At 61.7% G+C, this 16,412-nt stretch carries 15 protein-coding genes and 1 pseudogene; 9 read left to right on the forward strand and 7 right to left on the reverse strand.

Going from position 1 to position 16,412, the window contains the following annotated elements; genetic code table 11:
- The 3 genes and pseudogenes from AC0KUR_RS00005 to AC0KUR_RS00015 all read left to right on the forward strand — a co-directional run.
- The coding region (locus AC0KUR_RS00005) for an ATP-binding protein (protein WP_473375148.1) at positions 1-487 on the forward strand (487 nt) is incomplete at its 5' end.
- An 86-nt stretch (positions 488-573) separates the two neighbouring features.
- Positions 574-960, forward strand: a pseudogene (locus tag AC0KUR_RS00010) (alpha/beta hydrolase fold domain-containing protein); the annotation flags it as partial.
- Positions 961-993: 33 nt separating this feature from the next.
- A complete protein-coding gene (locus AC0KUR_RS00015; RefSeq protein ID WP_234743353.1) occupies positions 994-1,398 on the forward strand; it encodes a nuclear transport factor 2 family protein in 405 nt (134 codons plus the stop codon).
- 286 nt (positions 1,399-1,684) lie between these two features.
- On the opposite strand, the gene AC0KUR_RS00020 is transcribed toward AC0KUR_RS00015, so the two are convergent.
- Complete coding sequence (locus AC0KUR_RS00020; protein WP_172903040.1) at positions 1,685-2,695, reverse strand: AraC family transcriptional regulator; 1,011 nt, start codon at positions 2,693-2,695, stop codon at positions 1,685-1,687.
- 216 nt (positions 2,696-2,911) lie between these two features.
- Between AC0KUR_RS00020 and AC0KUR_RS00025 the strand changes: the two genes are divergently transcribed.
- From AC0KUR_RS00025 to AC0KUR_RS00040, 4 genes are all read left to right on the forward strand, one after another.
- On the forward strand, positions 2,912-3,121 hold the full coding sequence (locus AC0KUR_RS00025; protein WP_234743352.1) for a hypothetical protein: 210 nt from the start codon (positions 2,912-2,914) through the stop codon (positions 3,119-3,121).
- Positions 3,118-3,924, forward strand: coding sequence for an SDR family NAD(P)-dependent oxidoreductase (locus tag AC0KUR_RS00030; protein WP_234743351.1), 807 nt, complete (start codon positions 3,118-3,120; stop codon positions 3,922-3,924). Before AC0KUR_RS00025 ends, AC0KUR_RS00030 begins: the two co-directional genes overlap by 4 nt.
- Positions 3,925-4,003: 79 nt before the next feature.
- Positions 4,004-4,300 carry a YciI family protein gene (locus tag AC0KUR_RS00035; protein ID WP_059895810.1) on the forward strand — a complete coding sequence of 99 codons (297 nt, stop codon included), beginning with the start codon at positions 4,004-4,006 and terminating at the stop codon, positions 4,298-4,300.
- A 24-nt stretch (positions 4,301-4,324) separates the two neighbouring features.
- Positions 4,325-5,032 carry an SDR family oxidoreductase gene (locus AC0KUR_RS00040; RefSeq protein WP_096476361.1) on the forward strand — a complete coding sequence of 236 codons (708 nt, stop codon included), beginning with the start codon at positions 4,325-4,327 and terminating at the stop codon, positions 5,030-5,032.
- A 143-nt stretch (positions 5,033-5,175) separates the two neighbouring features.
- Here AC0KUR_RS00040 and AC0KUR_RS00045 read toward each other — a convergent pair whose 3' ends face one another.
- The 4 genes from AC0KUR_RS00045 to AC0KUR_RS00060 all read right to left on the reverse strand — a co-directional run bounded on the left by AC0KUR_RS00045 (position 5,176) and on the right by AC0KUR_RS00060 (position 10,736).
- On the reverse strand, positions 5,176-6,462 hold the full coding sequence (locus AC0KUR_RS00045; protein WP_027791969.1) for an MFS transporter: 1,287 nt from the start codon (positions 6,460-6,462) through the stop codon (positions 5,176-5,178).
- A 118-nt stretch (positions 6,463-6,580) separates the two neighbouring features.
- Positions 6,581-7,726 (reverse strand): mandelate racemase/muconate lactonizing enzyme family protein, encoded by a 1,146-nt coding sequence (locus AC0KUR_RS00050; RefSeq protein WP_234743350.1) that lies wholly within the window; start codon positions 7,724-7,726, stop codon positions 6,581-6,583.
- Positions 7,727-8,049: 323 nt separating this feature from the next.
- On the reverse strand, positions 8,050-9,147 hold the full coding sequence (locus AC0KUR_RS00055; RefSeq protein WP_027791953.1) for a lactonase family protein: 1,098 nt from the start codon (positions 9,145-9,147) through the stop codon (positions 8,050-8,052).
- 32 nt (positions 9,148-9,179) lie between these two features.
- The gene (locus AC0KUR_RS00060; RefSeq protein WP_234743438.1) at positions 9,180-10,736 is read right to left on the reverse strand and encodes a methyl-accepting chemotaxis protein; all 1,557 of its coding nucleotides are present in this window, start codon (positions 10,734-10,736) and stop codon (positions 9,180-9,182) included.
- A 521-nt stretch (positions 10,737-11,257) separates the two neighbouring features.
- Here AC0KUR_RS00060 and AC0KUR_RS00065 point away from each other — a divergent pair.
- Positions 11,258-13,156, forward strand: a complete 1,899-nt coding sequence (locus tag AC0KUR_RS00065; RefSeq protein WP_234743436.1) for a glycoside hydrolase family 28 protein — start codon at positions 11,258-11,260, stop codon at positions 13,154-13,156.
- A 26-nt stretch (positions 13,157-13,182) separates the two neighbouring features.
- On the opposite strand, the gene AC0KUR_RS00070 is transcribed toward AC0KUR_RS00065, so the two are convergent.
- On the reverse strand, positions 13,183-13,485 hold the full coding sequence (locus AC0KUR_RS00070; RefSeq protein WP_136472600.1) for a hypothetical protein: 303 nt from the start codon (positions 13,483-13,485) through the stop codon (positions 13,183-13,185).
- A 128-nt stretch (positions 13,486-13,613) separates the two neighbouring features.
- The gene (gene garD / locus AC0KUR_RS00075) at positions 13,614-15,203 is read right to left on the reverse strand and encodes a galactarate dehydratase (RefSeq protein ID WP_256086218.1); all 1,590 of its coding nucleotides are present in this window, start codon (positions 15,201-15,203) and stop codon (positions 13,614-13,616) included.
- A 207-nt stretch (positions 15,204-15,410) separates the two neighbouring features.
- On the opposite strand from garD, the gene kdgD reads away from it, so the two are divergent.
- Positions 15,411-16,328, forward strand: coding sequence for a 5-dehydro-4-deoxyglucarate dehydratase (gene kdgD / locus AC0KUR_RS00080; RefSeq protein ID WP_027791957.1), 918 nt, complete (start codon positions 15,411-15,413; stop codon positions 16,326-16,328).
- Positions 16,329-16,412 lie beyond the last annotated feature (84 nt).

The following is a 16,412-nucleotide window of genomic DNA, read 5'->3' on the forward strand; positions in this document are numbered from 1 at the left end:
CGCGATCCTGATCGCCGGGCAAACGGGCACGGGCAAGAGTCATCTGGCACAGGCGCTGGGCCACTGCGCCGCCCGTCAAGGCCGGGACGTGCTGTTCATCTCGCAGACCGAGTTGTTCAAGCGGCTGAACGCCGCGCGCGCGACCGGCACCTACGAACGTCGGTTCCAACAGTTTGCCAAGGTGCCGCTACTGATCGTTGACGACTTCGCGCTCAAGCCCTTGCATACCCCACAAGACGAGGACTTCCACGATCTCGTGGACGCGCGGTACGAGCGCGCGGCGACGATCCTCACGTCGAATCTGCACTTCGACGAATGGGGTGCCGCGTTCCCCGACAACCGCATCCTCGGCACGGCAACTCTAGATCGGTTACGCCACGGCGCCTACCGGCTCGTGCTCGAAGGAGACAGCCGGCGCACCCCGAAACCCATGCCTGATCCGCCCCAAAATACAGTTGCCAAAAACGGCAAAAAACCGCAATCTTGAAACCGTTCGAACCCGCGCTTCACCGTCCGTTCCACTGGCGCCATTACGCCGACCATCCCCGGCTCCATTACGCCGACCCGTGACAGGTGGCCGACCACGCGTTCGACAATGCCTCGTATGACGCCTTCGCCAATGGCTACTTCCTGAGCCGCGACTTGATGAAGTGGTTCTGGAATGCCTACACGATCGACGAAGCCGAGCGCAACGAACGCTATGCGTCGCCGCTGCGCGCCTCGCTCGACGAATTGAAGGGCTTGCCGCCCGCGCTCATCCAGACGGCGCAGTTCGACGTGCTGCGCGACGAAGGCGAGGCATATGGGTATCGGCTCGACCAGGCGGGCAACGACGTGACGACGACCCGGTACAAAGGCACGATCCACGACTTCGGCCTGCTCAACGTGCTTGCTGCCGACGCACCGACGCGCGCTGCCGTGCAGCAGATGGCGACTGCGTTGAAGACGCGTCTGCAATGAATCGCATCCTTTCACGCTTTTATCGAGCCGATCATGAACAACGCCAAACAACTGCTTTTCGCTTACCTCGAATCGATTCGCGACCCACGCGCAGCTGGCGCACTGTTTGCCGACGATGGCGTGCTGGAACTCCCTTATCTGAAGTCGCTTGGCATTGACGGGCGAGCACAGGGGCCAAAAGCGATCGAAGGCTTCATCGCCTCGCTGCTCTCGAAAGTGCCGGATTTTGCGTTCCGAAACGTGCGGCTGCTGATCGAAACGCCTGAGCAGGTATTCGCCGAATATGAAGTCGAAGCGCTCGTTCCATCGACGGGGAAAATCTATCACCAGTTGTACGCAGGGCGGCTGGTGGCACGCGACGGCAAAATCCTCCTGTTGCGCGAAGCACTGGATACGATGGCTGCGGCACACGCATTCTCGACGGCGCAGCCCAATTGAAGAGATGACGATGAAAGGCCGTTTGATCAATCGAAGCGGCCTGCCGCTGTTTCATCCCGACTGGTCGCTTCTGGCCGGTTTCCGCAGCCCAACACGGTCGGCTGTAGCCGACCCTGAAGCGACAGTCGCCGGTCCAGAGAGCTGTCATTCAACGTGCGCATCGATGAACGGGCGGATGCTTCGAACGCCTTCTTCGGCGAGGCAAGCCGATGTATCCCGGCGCATCGTCGCGCGCACAAATTTCGCCAGAGATCGAAACCCCGATGAGTCAGTTGGCGCTTAGCTACTACACCCCGGCTGTATCCGCATTCGACTCGCTATTGCTAACACCAATCTCCGTTCGTACCTTGTGCGGCGTTTTGCCAGTCCATGAGTGGAACGCCCGAGCAAAGGAATTGGAATCGTCGAATCCCAGTAGAAAGGAGATCTCGGCGCTGGACATCGTAGTGTTGCGAAGATAGTGATAGGCCAACGATTCACGCAAAGTATCCAGCGTTTGCTGGAACGAGGTTCCCTCATCTTGAAGCCTGCGCTGCAACGTGCGGACGCTGACCGCGAGTTTTCGACTGATCACTTGCATGGACACCTCCCCTGCCGGGAGCGTCTCCAGCAGGGTGCTACGCACTCTGTCCGCCATACTGGCCGTCCTATCCAAATCCGCTAGTCTCTGACGTAGCGATGGCTCGAAGAACTGCCACATTTTGTGGTTTTCGGTCAGGAATGGCCGCTCGATATCCTCAGCAGCGAAGACAACGGTGGCTAAGGGCGCATCTGTCACTGGCACGCCGAAATATGCTTGGTAGGCGGCCGCGCTGTCATTCGATTCGCCCGTCGCCAACGGCCAACTCACTCGTAATGGGCGTACCGGACTTCGTGTCGCCAAGCGTGCTAGTTGCACGAAAAAGACCAGCTTGAAAGTGAGAAATACATCGGGTGGCGGCAGGGTGTGATCCAAGAAGTCAATGGAAACCGTGGTGTGCTCGATCGCTCGATCGATCCGAATGATCATGGGCGCTATCAGTCTGACGTACTTCGCGATTCGGTCGAGTGCTCCGCCCATATTTGAACTACATAGCGCGGCGAAAAGCTCGGGATCGAACCAGTCCGACGACATCACCTTTGCGATTTGCAGCGCTGCCGGTACGTCCGCGTTGATTGTCGCTGCCTCGGCCTCAATGGCCTTCCACAGCATGAAGAAACTGGTCGGATCGAGGCGAACGTTCTGACGCGAAAACAGATCCCCCGGTAGCTGCGCACGGCGCAAAACCGGCGAAGCTGCAATGCCTGCATCCTGCATCAACAAGCGCCATCCGGGCCAAATGGCATAGTCCGTCGGATGGCCGTGCCGACCGCTCGGAGGATACATACTTTTCGTATTCATCGCATGAGTCTATCCCGCGGATCACGTCATCACAATAGCAAAATGCGCCACAGGGGACCGCGTAAATATTGGCGTGTTCGGCGAGTCTGTTGGCGTGATCGGCTAGTGTCTATGGCGCGATCGGCAGGCAGAATGGCAGCAACCGTCGAGGATCGTCAGAATTGGTTTGCACCTCGAATCGCGCGTCATGCCGTTGCCGAGCCATCATGGCCATCCACTCTAGCCAGCCTCGCCGAGTCGTTCTTGAAGGAGGCCGGCAATGACGAACTCGGATCCATCTACATCAACAATTTTTCGCAAGCCTTCATAGGCGATTTCGAATACCGGGAGCTGGAGAGATGAAGAAGACAATTTTGATTACTGGGGCATCGTCGGGCTTTGGTTTGATGCTGGCGAACAAACTCCACAAGGACGGTTTCAACGTGATCGGCACCAGTCGTCAGCCGGAAAAATACGCGCGGAACGTGCCCTTCAAGTTGCTGCGCCTTGATATCGACGACGACACTTCTATCGAGTCGTTCACGCATGAGCTTTTCACCTATACGAAGCAACTTGACGTTCTCGTCAACAATGCGGGCTACATGGTGACGGGTATCGCTGAAGAGACACCGCTTGAAGTCGGGCGGCAGCAGTTCGAAACGAACTTCTGGGGAACGGTCAAGGTCACGAACGCCTTGCTCCCCTACTTTCGCAAGCAAAAGAGCGGCCAGATCATCACCGTCAGTTCCATCGTTGGCTTGATCGGCCCGCCGAACCTGTCCTATTACTCGGCTTCGAAGCATGCGGTCGAAGGTTATTTCAAAGCCCTGCGTTTCGAGCTGAACCAGTTCAACATCAAAGTCAGCGTGGTCGAGCCGGTGTGGTTCAAAACCAACCTTGGACAAAATTCGGTTTCGTCTACAGGCGGCAATATCCCCGACTACGACGCTTACCGCAAACAGGTTCGTGCCGCCACACAAAAAGGTATCGATGAGGCCGAGGCGCCTGATGCGGTTGTGCACACCATCACGAAAATCATCGGCACGAAAGAACCGAAGTTCAGCAATCCCGTTGGCAAGATGACGGGAATGATTCTTTTCCTGCAAAGCTATGCGCCCAAGATGTTCGAAAGCTCGATTCTCAAGAGCGTCAGGACCGCCGGATAAGCACGCCGGAGGCGAGCAGAACGAACCGCGCCGTCAAGCTAGAACGGTTATGGTTCAGAACATTCAATAAGGAATATTGATGAAATATTACCTGTGCAAGTTCATTCCTCCGCGACCCGACTTTCTCGCGACAATGTCGGACGACGAGTTGAAGTTGATGAAGCGACATGGCGCCTTTCTCGATGAGTTGTTCGCGCAAGGCGTAATCGTGGCACACGGTCCTGTGATTGATGACACTGGTGGCTATGGTGTCTCCCTCTACCAAATTCCGGACGAGGACGACATTGCCGCTTTCACCTCACAAGATCCCATCGTGCAAAACGGCGTCGGTCACTACGAGCACTACGTCATGCTGCGTCTGACATCGCACTACTGACCCACTCTCTGTAAGGAAGTCTTCATGAAAATCCAAGGTTCTGTCGCGCTCGTTACGGGTGCCAATCGCGGACTGGGTGCAGCATTCACCCGCGCCTTGCTTGCCGCTGGCGCGGCCAAGGTCTATGCAGCAGCGCGTGAACCGTCTACCGTCACCGCATCTGGCGTGATGCCCGTACGCCTCGACGTGACTCGCGCCGATCAGGTCGAAGCGCTCGCCCGCGAATTGGGCGACGTCAGCTTGCTGGTGAACAACGCCGGTATCGGCGGCTCCGGCGCAGTGCTTTCTCCATCATCGATCGATATGCTGCGACAGCAGTTCGAGACAAATGCCGTAGGGCCGTTACGAATGGCGCAAGCGTTCGCGCCGATCCTGGCGGCGTCCGGCAGTAGTGCCATGATCAATGTCATTTCCGCGCTCAGTTGGGCGACTCTGCCAGGCATTACCGGCAGTTACAGCGCATCGAAGGCCGCCGCTTGGGCCTTGAGTAACGCGATGCGGCAGGAATTAAGTGTCCAAGGCACAGAAGTTCTTTCGCTGCATGTCGCCTTCATGGATACCGACATGGCGCGGGGCGTACCCGGCCCCAAGGCTTCCCCAGACGAGGTTGCGCGTATGGCTCTCGCCGCATTAGAGGCCGGTCACTCAGAACTCTTGGCGGATGAGGTTACCCGCAGCGTACATGCTGGCCTGACGGCAGTGCCACCGATGTATCTAGGAATGCTTGGATGACGCCCGGTCCGCGGCGCGCCCCGAGCCACGGGAATGCGCTGCACCGGCTATCCTCTCTCTTGGGACGATGTTCGTTGTGTCCGGTGGAGGAGGCAAGTACGGTCACACTTACTCCAGCGTAGCCAATTCAACGGATTACTTCATCAGGCGGCCCGGCGCATCTGCGAAACGGCCCGCGCGCGCACCGCGAACGTCAGGATAACCGCACCGGCGAGCGCCGACGCGCCCGCAAGCACGAACGCACTTGCATACCCACCACCATACTGGACGAGCCAGCCGGTCAAGCTTGGCGACAGGATGCCTGCGAGATTCGCGAGCAGATGAACGAACCCGCCGGCCGAGCCGACGCGTTCGCGAGGCACGATTTCCTGCAGCAACGACCAGCAAGCCTGCGGTGCCATGAACGCGAAAAGGCTTGCGATCGCGATCAACGTGACGGCCGCGCCGAGCGAACTCACCCGTGACGCCAGCAGCACGCACGCCGCCGCCACCGCCAGCCCGACGACGATCACGATCTTGCGCGCGAACAGCACGTCGCCGGTGCGCCGGTAGATGCGGTCCGACACGGTGCCGCCGGCCACGAAACCGACGGTCGCGCCGAGCCAGGGCAGAATCCCGACGACGCTCATCTGCTTGATGTTTAGATGCTGGTAGTCGGTGAGATAGCTGGGCAACCATGACAGGAAGAAATAGAGCACGTAGTTGAAGCTGAAGAACGCGAGCGCGACGCCGAGCACCGGCCGCGACAGCAGATCGCGCAGCAGCGGACGCGCGGCGCGCTCGTCCGCATGCGCATCCAGTGAGACGCCGACCGTCCGGTCGGATGCGATCTCGCGCACCTCTTCTGGCGACACGCGCGAGTGGCTCGCCGGATCGTCGCTGAACAACGCCCACCACGCGGCCAGCCACACGAAGCCGAGCGTGGCGATCACGACGAACGAAACGCGCCAGCCAAACTGCAGCGCAACCAGGCCGACGATCGGCGCCGCGATCGCCGCACCGAGCGGCTGCCCGGCGTTGGTCCAGCCGACCGCGCGCCCCGCTTCGCGGCGCGGGAACCAGTTCGAGATCGCCTTGTTGGTGGTCGTCCCCATCGGCCCTTCGCCGATCCCGAACGCGACGCGCACGATCAGTAGGTGCGCGAACGACCCGGCGAGCGCTGTCGCGCCGCAGAACAGAGACCACACGCCCGCCGCGCACGCGAACACGCGACGCGGCCCGAACCGGTCCGCGGCCCAGCCGCCGACGAAGCAAAACACGCAGTAGCCGATGAAGAAGCTGCTGAACAGGATGCCCATCTGCGCGTCGTCGATGCCGAGTTCGCGCTTGATGATCGGCGCGACGACGGACAGCGCCGCGCGATCGAGATAGTTCAGCATGCCGGCGCCGAACAGCAGCGCGCCGATCCACCAGCGGTAACGCGTTTTCATGTTGTCTCCTGTCGAGCCGGGCACGTGCCTGCGCATCCGCCCGGCTTCCTGATTTCCGATTGCGCCGCCACACCGGCAACGGCTTCGCGTGTGTGCGCCGAGCGCACCGTTCCTGCGTTCAACCGATCGTCGCGTGCGCGATCGTGTTGCGTGCCAGCACTGCTTCGTCCGGCAAGAAGCCAAGCCCGGGCACATCGGGCAAGCGCAGCCGCGCCCCGGGCCGCTGCCCGTCATGCAGCCGCTCGGGCCAGTCGAGATAGGGAATTTCGAGCGCTACATCGTCCGGTAGCGTCGCGACCACGTGCGCGGTCGCCAGCAGCCCCGCTCCGTAATAGAAACAGTGCGGCACAACCCGCACGCCGTGCTCCGCCGCAAGCGCGATCACTTCCGCGATGCCGGTCGGTCCACCGATCTTCGCGATGCTTGGCTGCGCGACGTCGAGCGCGCCGCGTTCGAACAGGTCGCGAAAGCCCGCGACGCCCGACGCGTTCTCGCCCGCCGCGATCGGCACGCCGGCGCCGCGCACACGCGCGATGCCGGCCGCGTCGTCGCAAGGCCACACCGGTTCCTCGATCCAGCCGAGCCGCAGGTCGGCCAGCTCGCTCACATGCCGCAGCGCGTCGCTCGCCGTCCACGGGCAGTTCACGTCGACCATCAGTTCGCTGCCGGCCGGCAGTGCCGCACGCGCGGCCGCGATGGCCGCACGTTGCGTCTCGTGCAGCTTGATGCGCCGAAACCCTTCGTCCGACGCCCGCCGCACGTGGCGCGCGACTTCGTCGGGGTCGTTGTCGTAGCTGACCAGGCTCGCATACACGTCGATCTCCCCGCGATTGCCGCCGAGCCAACGATATAGCGGCACACCGGCCGCCTGCGCGGCGAGGTCGTGCAGCGCCGTGTCGATCGCGGACAATGCGTACAGCACCGGTCCGGTGCGGCCGAACGAATGCAGCGCGCGATCGGCCGCGTCACGCAATGCGGCGATCCCGTGCCGCGTCGGCTCGAATTCGGCGCCCTTGAACCAACGGCCAACCGGGCCTTCGAGCGCGGCGAACGTGACGGGATTGATCAGATGACCGAATGCTTCGCCCCAGCTAACGCGCCCTGCGTCATCGGTGAGCCTGACCAGCAGCGACTCCATGCGACGCTGCGAGCGGTCTGCGGCGTTATACGTGTCGGCGACGGTCGGTTCAACAGCGGCGACGGGACGGCGGCCCGCATCGAATGCGAGCGAGATGCGAATGACTTCGATGGTGACGATTTTCACGAACAGATTCCCGGTGCGGCGGGTCGGTGGCATGGAAGCGGCCGACGGCAGAAAGTGCGATGCAATGGCAGCTTTGCGAGGTCGTTCGATTGCGTCACGTCGGCTCCCACAATAGTCTGTCATCGTACAACTGGCACTATCCGGCGGCAACCTATATATCCTGACCTCTTCCCCTCAAAGACGGGATGATTTATACATAGGTACATCATACGACATCTTATGACTATTACAGGCGGAAAAATGGAACCGCGGGCGCCGGGCCGATGGTGAACGGGACCCGGGTCGGCATCGCCTGCGTCGATGGCCAAGCCAGCCTGGATCGGTCAGCGATTCGATCCGTCGAAGTTCACCAGTTCGACCCAGTTCGCGCCCTTGCCGACCGGATATTGGCCGAGCGTGGCAAGCCCGCCCGTTTTCGCGTCGATGCGATAGAGGCTCAACGTCGGCGACAGCTGCCCCACCGCGAGCAGATACCGTCCCGACGGATCGATGTTGAAGCCGCGAGGCTGCTTTTCGGTCGCGTACGTGCCGATCCGCACCAGCTTGCCCGTGGCCGTATTCACGCGATAGGCGCCCAGCGTGCTCGAGGTTCGTTCGGAGATGAACAGGAAGCGGCTGTCCGGTGTGAGATGCAGATCGGCTCCCCACGGCTTGTCACCCTTGAAGTCGGGCGGCAAGATCGAAATCGTCTGGACCGGCCTGATGGTGTCGTTGGCCCGATTGAAGGCAAGCACGTGCAGCTTGCCGTCGAGCTCGTCGATCAGGTAGACGAAGCGATGATCAGCGGAAAACACGAAATGGCGCGGCCCCGAATCCTTCGGCAGGGAATACGCGGGCTGCGCGTCCTCGGTGAGCGTGCCGGTGCTGGCGTCGAACTTGAGACGCAACCACGCGTCGGCGCCCAGCACCGATGCGAACGCATAGCGGTTGTCCGCCGACACGCGGATGGCATGCGCCATCGGCCCGGTCTTGACGGTCTGCTGCACATTGGCCGCCACCCCGTTCGCGCCGATGCGGTTCACCGCCAGCAGATTGCCGCCGTACGACGCCGAAATCAGGTAGCGGCCGGTCATGTCGGTCGACAGGTATGCCATGCTTTCGGCGAGTGGCGCACGGCCCAGTTCGACGAGGTCGCCGTCGAGCGGATTGATGGCGAAACTCACGACGCTGTAGGGCTTGGAGCGCAGCCCCGCATACAGACGACGATGGTCGGGCGAGAGCGCCATCGGCATAACGGTACCGTTCACGGGCACGGTTTCGACCGCGGCGAGCGTGCCGGCCCGTGCGTCGAGGCGGAACACCGAGATGTCCTGGCTGTCGGCGTTCGAAACGTAGGCGTACGTCGCCGCGTGCACGGCGAAAGATGCGGCCAGGCCCGAGAGCGCCAGCGCCACGCGGCGCAACTTCATCGTCGTTTTCATTTCGTCCTTTTTTCTATTGTTGGTGAAAGCCGTCAAGCTTCGCCGAGACGGAATACCGCCACGGCGTCCTTCATCGATTGCGCCTGATGCTCCAGCGCATCCGCGGCGGCGGCGGCCTGCTCGACGAGCGCCGCATTCTGCTGCGTGACTTGATCCATCTGGCTCACGGCGACGCCCACCTGCTGTATGCCGGCGCTCTGCTCGCTCGTCGCCGACGACATTTCCACCAAGATGGTCGCCACGTTGCGCACGGCGCCCACGATCTCCTCCATCGCCGCGCCCGCTTCGGCCGCGAGCGCGTTGCCGTTTCGCACCTCGTTCATCGAGGCGCCGATCAGTTCCTTGATCTCGCGCGCCGCGCTGGCGCTGCGCTGCGCGAGCGTTCGCACCTCGCCCGCGACGACCGCGAAGCCACGCCCCTGTTCGCCCGCGCGCGCCGATTCGACGGCCGCATTCAGCGCGAGAATGTTGGTCTGGAACGCAATGCTGTCGATCATGTTCGTTATCTCGGCGATCTTGAGCGCGCTTGCACTGATATCCTGCATTGTCCGGACCACGCGGCCGACCACGTCACCGCCCCGGCGCGCGAGGTCCGCCGTGCCGCTCGCGAGCGTGCTCGCCTCGGTGGCGTTCGCCGCGTTCTGCCTGACCGTCGAGGTCAGTTCCTCCATGCTCGCGGCGGTTTCCTCGAGCGACGCCGACTGCTGCTCCGTGCGGCTCGACAGGTCGAGATTGCCGGCGGCGATCTCGCATGCAGCCGTGTGGATCGCGTCGCAGCTGTCTCGCACGCCGCTCACGGTGCGCGAGAGTCCGTCGCGCATCCGCCGCATGGCCGCAAAAAGCAGGCCGATTTCGTTGCGGCCCGCCTCGGGCACGCGCACAGTCAGATCGTTCGACGCGATGCGGTCGAGCACCGCCACCGCTTCGCCGAGCGGGCGCGTCACGATGCGCGTGAGCGCGACGTGCGTGACGACCATCAGCGCAAGCGCCAGCCCGACGCCCACCACCACGAAGCCCAGGATCCACCGGTAGCGCGCGTTGCCGTCGTTGAGCGCCTGTTCGGTCAGGGTGTTCGCGAGTGTCTGCAGCTTCTCGACGTTTTCCGAGTACACCATGCCCGCGCGGGTGACATCGCGGTCGTTGATGGTCACGTAGCCGGCAGTGTCGTTATTGCGCAGCGCGTCGGCCGCGCGCGCGATAAGGGCCGCAAGCCGGTCCGACGACGCCACGAGCTGTCGTTTGAGCTCCGAATCCATGCCGTCGAACGCACTTGCGTCGCGATATGCGCTGGTTTCGCTCGCGGAGCGTTCGAAAGTGCGATTCGCGCTCTGCAAGGCCGAATCGCGCGCCGCCGTGTCGTTGCGCTCTTTCAGCGCGCTATAGGCGCGCACCAGCGCCGAACGCGTGCGGGTGCTGTCCTTGTATGCGTCGTTGACGAGGATGGTTTGGCGCGAAATCTCATGCAGGCGCTGCGCGTTCGCATCGGCCATTTGCAGCGACACGATGCCGGCGATGCCGCCAATCACGATCACCACCCCAAACATCGTCAGTGCCGCGAGCAGGCTGGCTCGCACCGTCATGTTGCGCATCTTGGTTCCTGTCTCTGCTTGGTCATCAGCCGCGGTGACGGCACGTGGGCCGTCCCGGGCATCAGCCACGCACGTTCTGGCATTGTTGGGTGGATTGCGGGGTGCGTTACGTGGTGACCCGCGTATGGGTCGCGAATTTTGATATGTGACATCGTACTTCTTATACACGATTTTCGAGCTGTGCCACAGGAAACCTCTCCCCCTTTTGAGGTTGACCGAAATCCGCCTAAACCCCGGTGAACCTCATATGCCGCATGGAAGGCAATAATAACGCGCAATCTGACGGCTTGTTCTTAGGGTAGACACGGACGGGGGCGTTGGTGCATTCAGCGATAATATCATCGTGTCATCGTATGACAACGGCCCTGGCGACGGTATCGCCTCATCGACAAGATCACAAGAAAAAGACGGAGACAGCAGTGACCGACAACGACTTCGATCCACAACCCGACGGCACCGTTCGGCATCCCTCCATACCCAGGATCACTCGACGCCATTTCCTCGGCTACAGCAGTGCCCTGATGGGCGGCGCCCTGCTCGGCGCTTGCGGTGGTACCGACAACACTCCGCCCCCCGCCAGCGTGCCTGCGGCGGATCCGATCTGGGGGCCGAGTGGCCTGGCGACCAACATCATCGCCTCGCTGAATGGCATCGCGCAGTCGTCGTTCCCTGCCCTCGATTTCCAGGTTGAGGCCTACGGCGCCCAGCCGTGTTCGGTCGTTGCGCAAAGCAGCCCGTATACAGATGCTACCAAATCGCCGCTGAGCCCCGGCGCCGGCGCCACCCCAGGTGCTGGAGCGGTGGATTCGCGTCCAGCCTTCCTGGCTGCGATCGCAGCCTGCTCGGCAGCGGGCGGCGGACGCGTGGTGGTGCCGGCCGGCGCTTGGTACTGCGCAGGGCCGATCGTGCTGCAGAGCAACGTCAACTTTCACCTGAGTGCGAACTGCACGATCTTCTTCAGCCCAAACCCGGCCGACTACGCCAAGGACGGCCCCGTCGACTGCGGCGCCAACGGCAAGCTGTTCTATAGCCGCTGGCAGGCCAACGACTGCTTGAACTTCGGCGCGCTAGTGTACGCACGCAACGCCAGCCATATCGCGCTTACCGGCGAAGGCACCACCTCGATCCTAAACGGGCAGGCGATGACGCCGTTCGCCGGCTCGGGCAACACGGCCACCTGCTGGTGGACCTACAAAGGCAACACGGGTGTCTACGGTTGCGCTGGCTCCTCCACGCCGTCGCAGGCCTATACGAACCCGAACAACGTCGACCTGAAAACGGCCGCGCCCGGTATTCCGGACGCTTTGTATTCGCTGCTGACCAATCCGGCCACGCCGTGGCAGCAGGATCAGAACTACCTGCCCGCGCTGTCCGAGGCCGGTGTGCCGGTAGCGCAGCGCATCTTCGGGCTGGGCCATTACCTGCGGCCCTGCATGGTTGAATTCATCGGGTGCACCGACGTCCTAATGGAGAACTATCACACCCAAAACACGCCATTCTGGCAGCACCATCCGACCGACTGCACAAACGTGGTGATTCGCGGCGTGATGGCCGACAGCATCGGCCCGAACAACGACGGCTTCGATCCCGATGCCTGCACTAACGTGCTGTGCGACGGTATGATCTTCAACACAGGTGACGATTGCATCGCGATCAAGTCGGGCAAGGATCTCGATTCGCAATACGGCGCGGCACGGAACCACGTGGTGCAGAACTGCACCATGAACAGCGGTCACGGCGGCATCACACTCGGCAGCGAGATGGGCGGCGGCATCGAGAACGTTTACGCGCGCAACCTGACGATGCTGAACCAGCACTGGGCGACCAATTCGCTGAACATTGCTATCCGCATCAAGACCAACATGAATCGCGGCGGTTTCGTGCGCAACTTCTATGTGAACGGCGTGACACTGCCGAACGGCGTGAGCCTGACGGGCGGCGGCTACGGCAGCAAGATGCTGGCCGGCAGCCCGATCAACAGCACCGTGCCGCTCGGCGTGGCAACGTTGGCGTCGGGCAATCCGTCGGCATCGCAGGGCGGCCTGATCACATTCGATTGCGATTACCAACCCGCCGGCGATGCGATCCGGACGCGCCCGGCGCTCGTGCAGAACGTCAACATCACTAACGTGAATGCCACCAACGTCACGCTCGGCAGCGCGACCGGCTCGTGTTTCCAGGCGATCGTCGCGCAAGGCCCGGTGGCGTTCGACTACAACGGTCCGGCGCCGACCCCGACGATTCCCGCCATCACCGGTGTAACCATCTCGAACTGCGACTTCGGCTCGCCCACCGCAACGGGGCCGGCCAGCACCACCACGCCGGGTCCGATCTATGCGTGGAACGTGAACGGCATTAGCCTGCAGAACGTGTTGATCGCGGGGCAACTCTACAACACCACGATCACCGACCTTCGCTGATCCTCACGGAACCGCGCACGTGGATCTCACGCGGAAGTACCCGGGGGCCGGGCCGGCCCCCGGACGACGTTCAGCAGGCAGCCTTCCAACGATTCTCCGGTCGCCTGTTGCCGCGCGCCACCAGTCAATCGGCCATGCCTGCAATGACTGAACGCGACCAAAAGTTGGACGACGAGCCCTGAGGCCAGACGCTGACGCAACCCTACGCGCTGCTGCATGACATGCTGTACGTGGCAACGAGGCAGGGGCAGGGTGACTTGCTCGACTGCTTCGATCTTGAACTCATCCGTGTACCACTTGCCGCTCATATCGACCTCCTCGGTTGCCATAAATTATGGCTCGAAGATGTCTACGAAAGGCTAGCCGGTCCAGGCGCGAGTCGCCTGTCCATATCTCATTGGTTTTTAACGGCCGGTGCGTTGCCGGCGATGTCCAACAACAGCGCAGCGAGCGGCGATCAGGTCACCGGCGCAGGATTGAAGAGAACCAGAGCGTTATGGAGCTTCAGTTTTTCAGCGCACGTCTGTTTGCGTCCGCTCGCGACGTCGAGCAGCAGCTTGAACAACTCCCAGCCCACATCTTCGATCGTTGCAGTACCGGTCGCGATCGTGCCTGCGTTCACGTCCATCAGGTCGTGCCAGCGACGTGCCAGGTCCGAACGGGTTGCGACCTTGACGACGGGAACCTCGGCGAGGCTATACGGCGTACCCCGGCCTGTTGTGAAAACGTGCAGATTGATCCCGGCTGCCACCTGCAACGTGCCGCAAATAAAATCGCTCGCGGGTGTCGCAGCGTAGATCAGCCCTTTTTGCCTGACCTTTTCGCCCGGCGCGAGTACGCCAGATATCTGCGAATTGCCGGACTTGATGATCGAGCCCATCGCCTTTTCGACAATGTTCGACAGCCCGCCCTTCTTGTTCCCCGGCGTCGTGTTGGCGCTACGATCCGCTCCGCCGCGCTTCAGATAGTTGTCGTACCAGTCCATCTCCCGAATGATCGCAGCGGCAACTTCGGGATTAGCGGCGCGCCCTGTGAGCTGACCGACACCATCGCGCACCTCGGTCACCTCCGAGAACATGACCGTGGCACCCGCGCGCACGAGAAGATCGGTGGCGAAACCAACTGCCGGGTTTGCGGTCAGGCCAGAAAAGGCATCGCTGCCACCGCACTGAACGCCCAATACCAGGTCTGAAGCCGGACAGGTTTCCCGGCGCCGGCTATTCAGCCGGATCAGGTGACCTTCAGCCATCCGAATGATCGATTCGATCATTGATTCAAAACCGACATGGGCGTTGTCCTGCAGCACCACGACGTCACCATTCACGTCCGAAGGCAGGTCACCGACGTCCGCGACGTCATCCGCTTCCGTAACAGTCGCAATAGGAATCGTCCCGGGAGGCATCAGACGCTCGGGCTGCAGTTTCTCGCAACCAAGGCTCACCATCATGACTTCGCCGCCGAAGTTCGGATTGAGCGCGATGTTGCGTACTGTACGGATCGGCACCATTGCATCGGGAGCGTCAATCGCAACCCCGCATCCATACGTGTGCCCGAGGCTGACCACGTCATCGACGTTCGGATATTTCGGCAACAGCTCGCTCTTGATCCGGGTCACGGCGTGCTGAACGACGTCTGCAACACACTGAACAGTCGTAGTAATCGCAAGAATGTTGCGTGTACCGACCGAACCGTCGCTATTGCGGTAGCCCTCGAACGTGTAACCCTCCAGAGGCGGCATAACCGGCGCCTTGATGGTCGCGATCGGAAGATCGTCGAGGCCGGGAGGGGTTGGAATCCGGATGACGTGCTCGTTCACCCAGCTTCCCTTGGGCAGCGCCTGGCTCGCATACCCGATCACAACGTTGTACCGGACGACCTCATCGCCCTCAGCGAAATCCTTCAGCGCGACCTTGTGGCCTTGCGGCACCCGTTCGCGAAGTGCCAGACCATCTGGGAAAGTCGCTCCCTCCCCCAGTCCCCCGTCATTGACAACGATCGCGACGTTGTCATTGGGGTGCACGCGAATATAAAGCGGTGTCTGTTCCATTTGCATCTTCCTCTGAGCGGCGGGGTTCGCCCAATGACCCTGCTTAGTTTTACGTCATCATACAACGCACAACCTCTTTTTGGATACCTATTTACCCTGGGAAATCTCTGAAAACCGCCATTTCCAGTTGCTCAGCCGAAAGCCCAGTTGTACGATGACACATAAGCAGCAACCGAAATCGAACCGAATTTCTTGGAACGCCCCATCATGACCACTCCGCAAGAACTCAAGCAAATCGTCTCCGACGGCCTCCTCTCCTTCCCGGTAACGGACTTTGACCAACAGGGCAATTTCCGCGCCGATACGTACGCAAGCCGCCTCGACTGGCTCGCGCCTTACGGCGCAACGGCACTGTTCGTAGCGGGCGGCACGGGCGAATTCTTCTCACTTACGCGTGATGACTACACAGCCGTCGTCCGTACGGCGACCGAAGTCTGCAAGGGCAAGGTGCCAATCCTCGCAGGGGCGGGTGGTCCGACGCGCGTTGCCATCGAGTACGCGAAAGAAGCGGAGCGCAATGGCGCGCAGGGCATCCTCCTGATGCCGCATTACCTGACGGAGGCCTCGCTCGACGGGATCGCAGCGCATGCCGAGGAAGTGTGCAAGGCAGTGCCCAATCTGGGCGTGATCATCTATAACCGGGCCAATTCGAAGCTGAACGCTGACATGCTCGAGCGCCTCGCCGATCGCTGTCCGAATCTGATCGGGTTTAAGGACGGTGTCGGCGACATCGAAAACATGGTGACGATCCGTCGCCGCCTGGGTGAGCGGTTTTCCTATCTCGGCGGCCTGCCGACGGCTGAAGTTTATGCAGCCGCGTATAAGGCCCTCGGCGTTCCGGTCTACTCGTCCGCCGTCTTCAACTTTATTCCGAAGACCGCCATGGACTTCTATCGTGCAATCGCATCGGACGATCACGCAACGATTGGAAAGCTGATTGACGACTTCTTCCTTCCTTACCTCGCAATCCGTAATCGCCGTGCGGGTTACGCAGTCAGCATCGTCAAGGCGGGCGCAAAGCTCGTTGGCCACGATGCCGGCCCGGTCCGCGCTCCGCTCACGGACCTCAACGACGAAGAACTGAGCCAGCTCGACGCTTTGATCAAAAAGCTCGGCGCGCAGTAAGCACGCCACGAGGAGACAGGCGGGGCTAGCCGCGCAGTTATGCCCAACAGCGACACAGGCACCCCGCTCGCGTTAAACAGAGGA

Source organism: Burkholderia sp. YHN3-13 (assembly GCF_055810675.1).

Excerpts from the sequence above, each read along its gene's own strand:
- AC0KUR_RS00015 (WP_234743353.1), top strand. The coding sequence starts at position 994 with ATGAACAACGCCAAACAACTGCTTTTCGCTTACCTCGAATCGATTCGC.
- AC0KUR_RS00020 (WP_172903040.1), bottom strand. The coding sequence starts at position 2,695 with ATGCAGGATGCAGGCATTGCAGCTTCGCCGGTTTTGCGCCGTGCGCAG.
- AC0KUR_RS00025 (WP_234743352.1), top strand. The coding sequence starts at position 2,912 with ATGGCAGCAACCGTCGAGGATCGTCAGAATTGGTTTGCACCTCGAATC.
- AC0KUR_RS00030 (WP_234743351.1), top strand. The coding sequence starts at position 3,118 with ATGAAGAAGACAATTTTGATTACTGGGGCATCGTCGGGCTTTGGTTTG.
- AC0KUR_RS00035 (WP_059895810.1), top strand. The coding sequence starts at position 4,004 with ATGAAATATTACCTGTGCAAGTTCATTCCTCCGCGACCCGACTTTCTC.
- AC0KUR_RS00040 (WP_096476361.1), top strand. The coding sequence starts at position 4,325 with ATGAAAATCCAAGGTTCTGTCGCGCTCGTTACGGGTGCCAATCGCGGA.
- AC0KUR_RS00045 (WP_027791969.1), bottom strand. The coding sequence starts at position 6,462 with ATGAAAACGCGTTACCGCTGGTGGATCGGCGCGCTGCTGTTCGGCGCC.
- AC0KUR_RS00055 (WP_027791953.1), bottom strand. The coding sequence starts at position 9,147 with ATGAAAACGACGATGAAGTTGCGCCGCGTGGCGCTGGCGCTCTCGGGC.
- AC0KUR_RS00060 (WP_234743438.1), bottom strand. The coding sequence starts at position 10,736 with ATGCGCAACATGACGGTGCGAGCCAGCCTGCTCGCGGCACTGACGATG.
- AC0KUR_RS00065 (WP_234743436.1), top strand. The coding sequence starts at position 11,258 with ATGGGCGGCGCCCTGCTCGGCGCTTGCGGTGGTACCGACAACACTCCG.
- AC0KUR_RS00070 (WP_136472600.1), bottom strand. The coding sequence starts at position 13,485 with ATGGCAACCGAGGAGGTCGATATGAGCGGCAAGTGGTACACGGATGAG.
- garD (WP_256086218.1), bottom strand. The coding sequence starts at position 15,203 with ATGGAACAGACACCGCTTTATATTCGCGTGCACCCCAATGACAACGTC.
- kdgD (WP_027791957.1), top strand. The coding sequence starts at position 15,411 with ATGACCACTCCGCAAGAACTCAAGCAAATCGTCTCCGACGGCCTCCTC.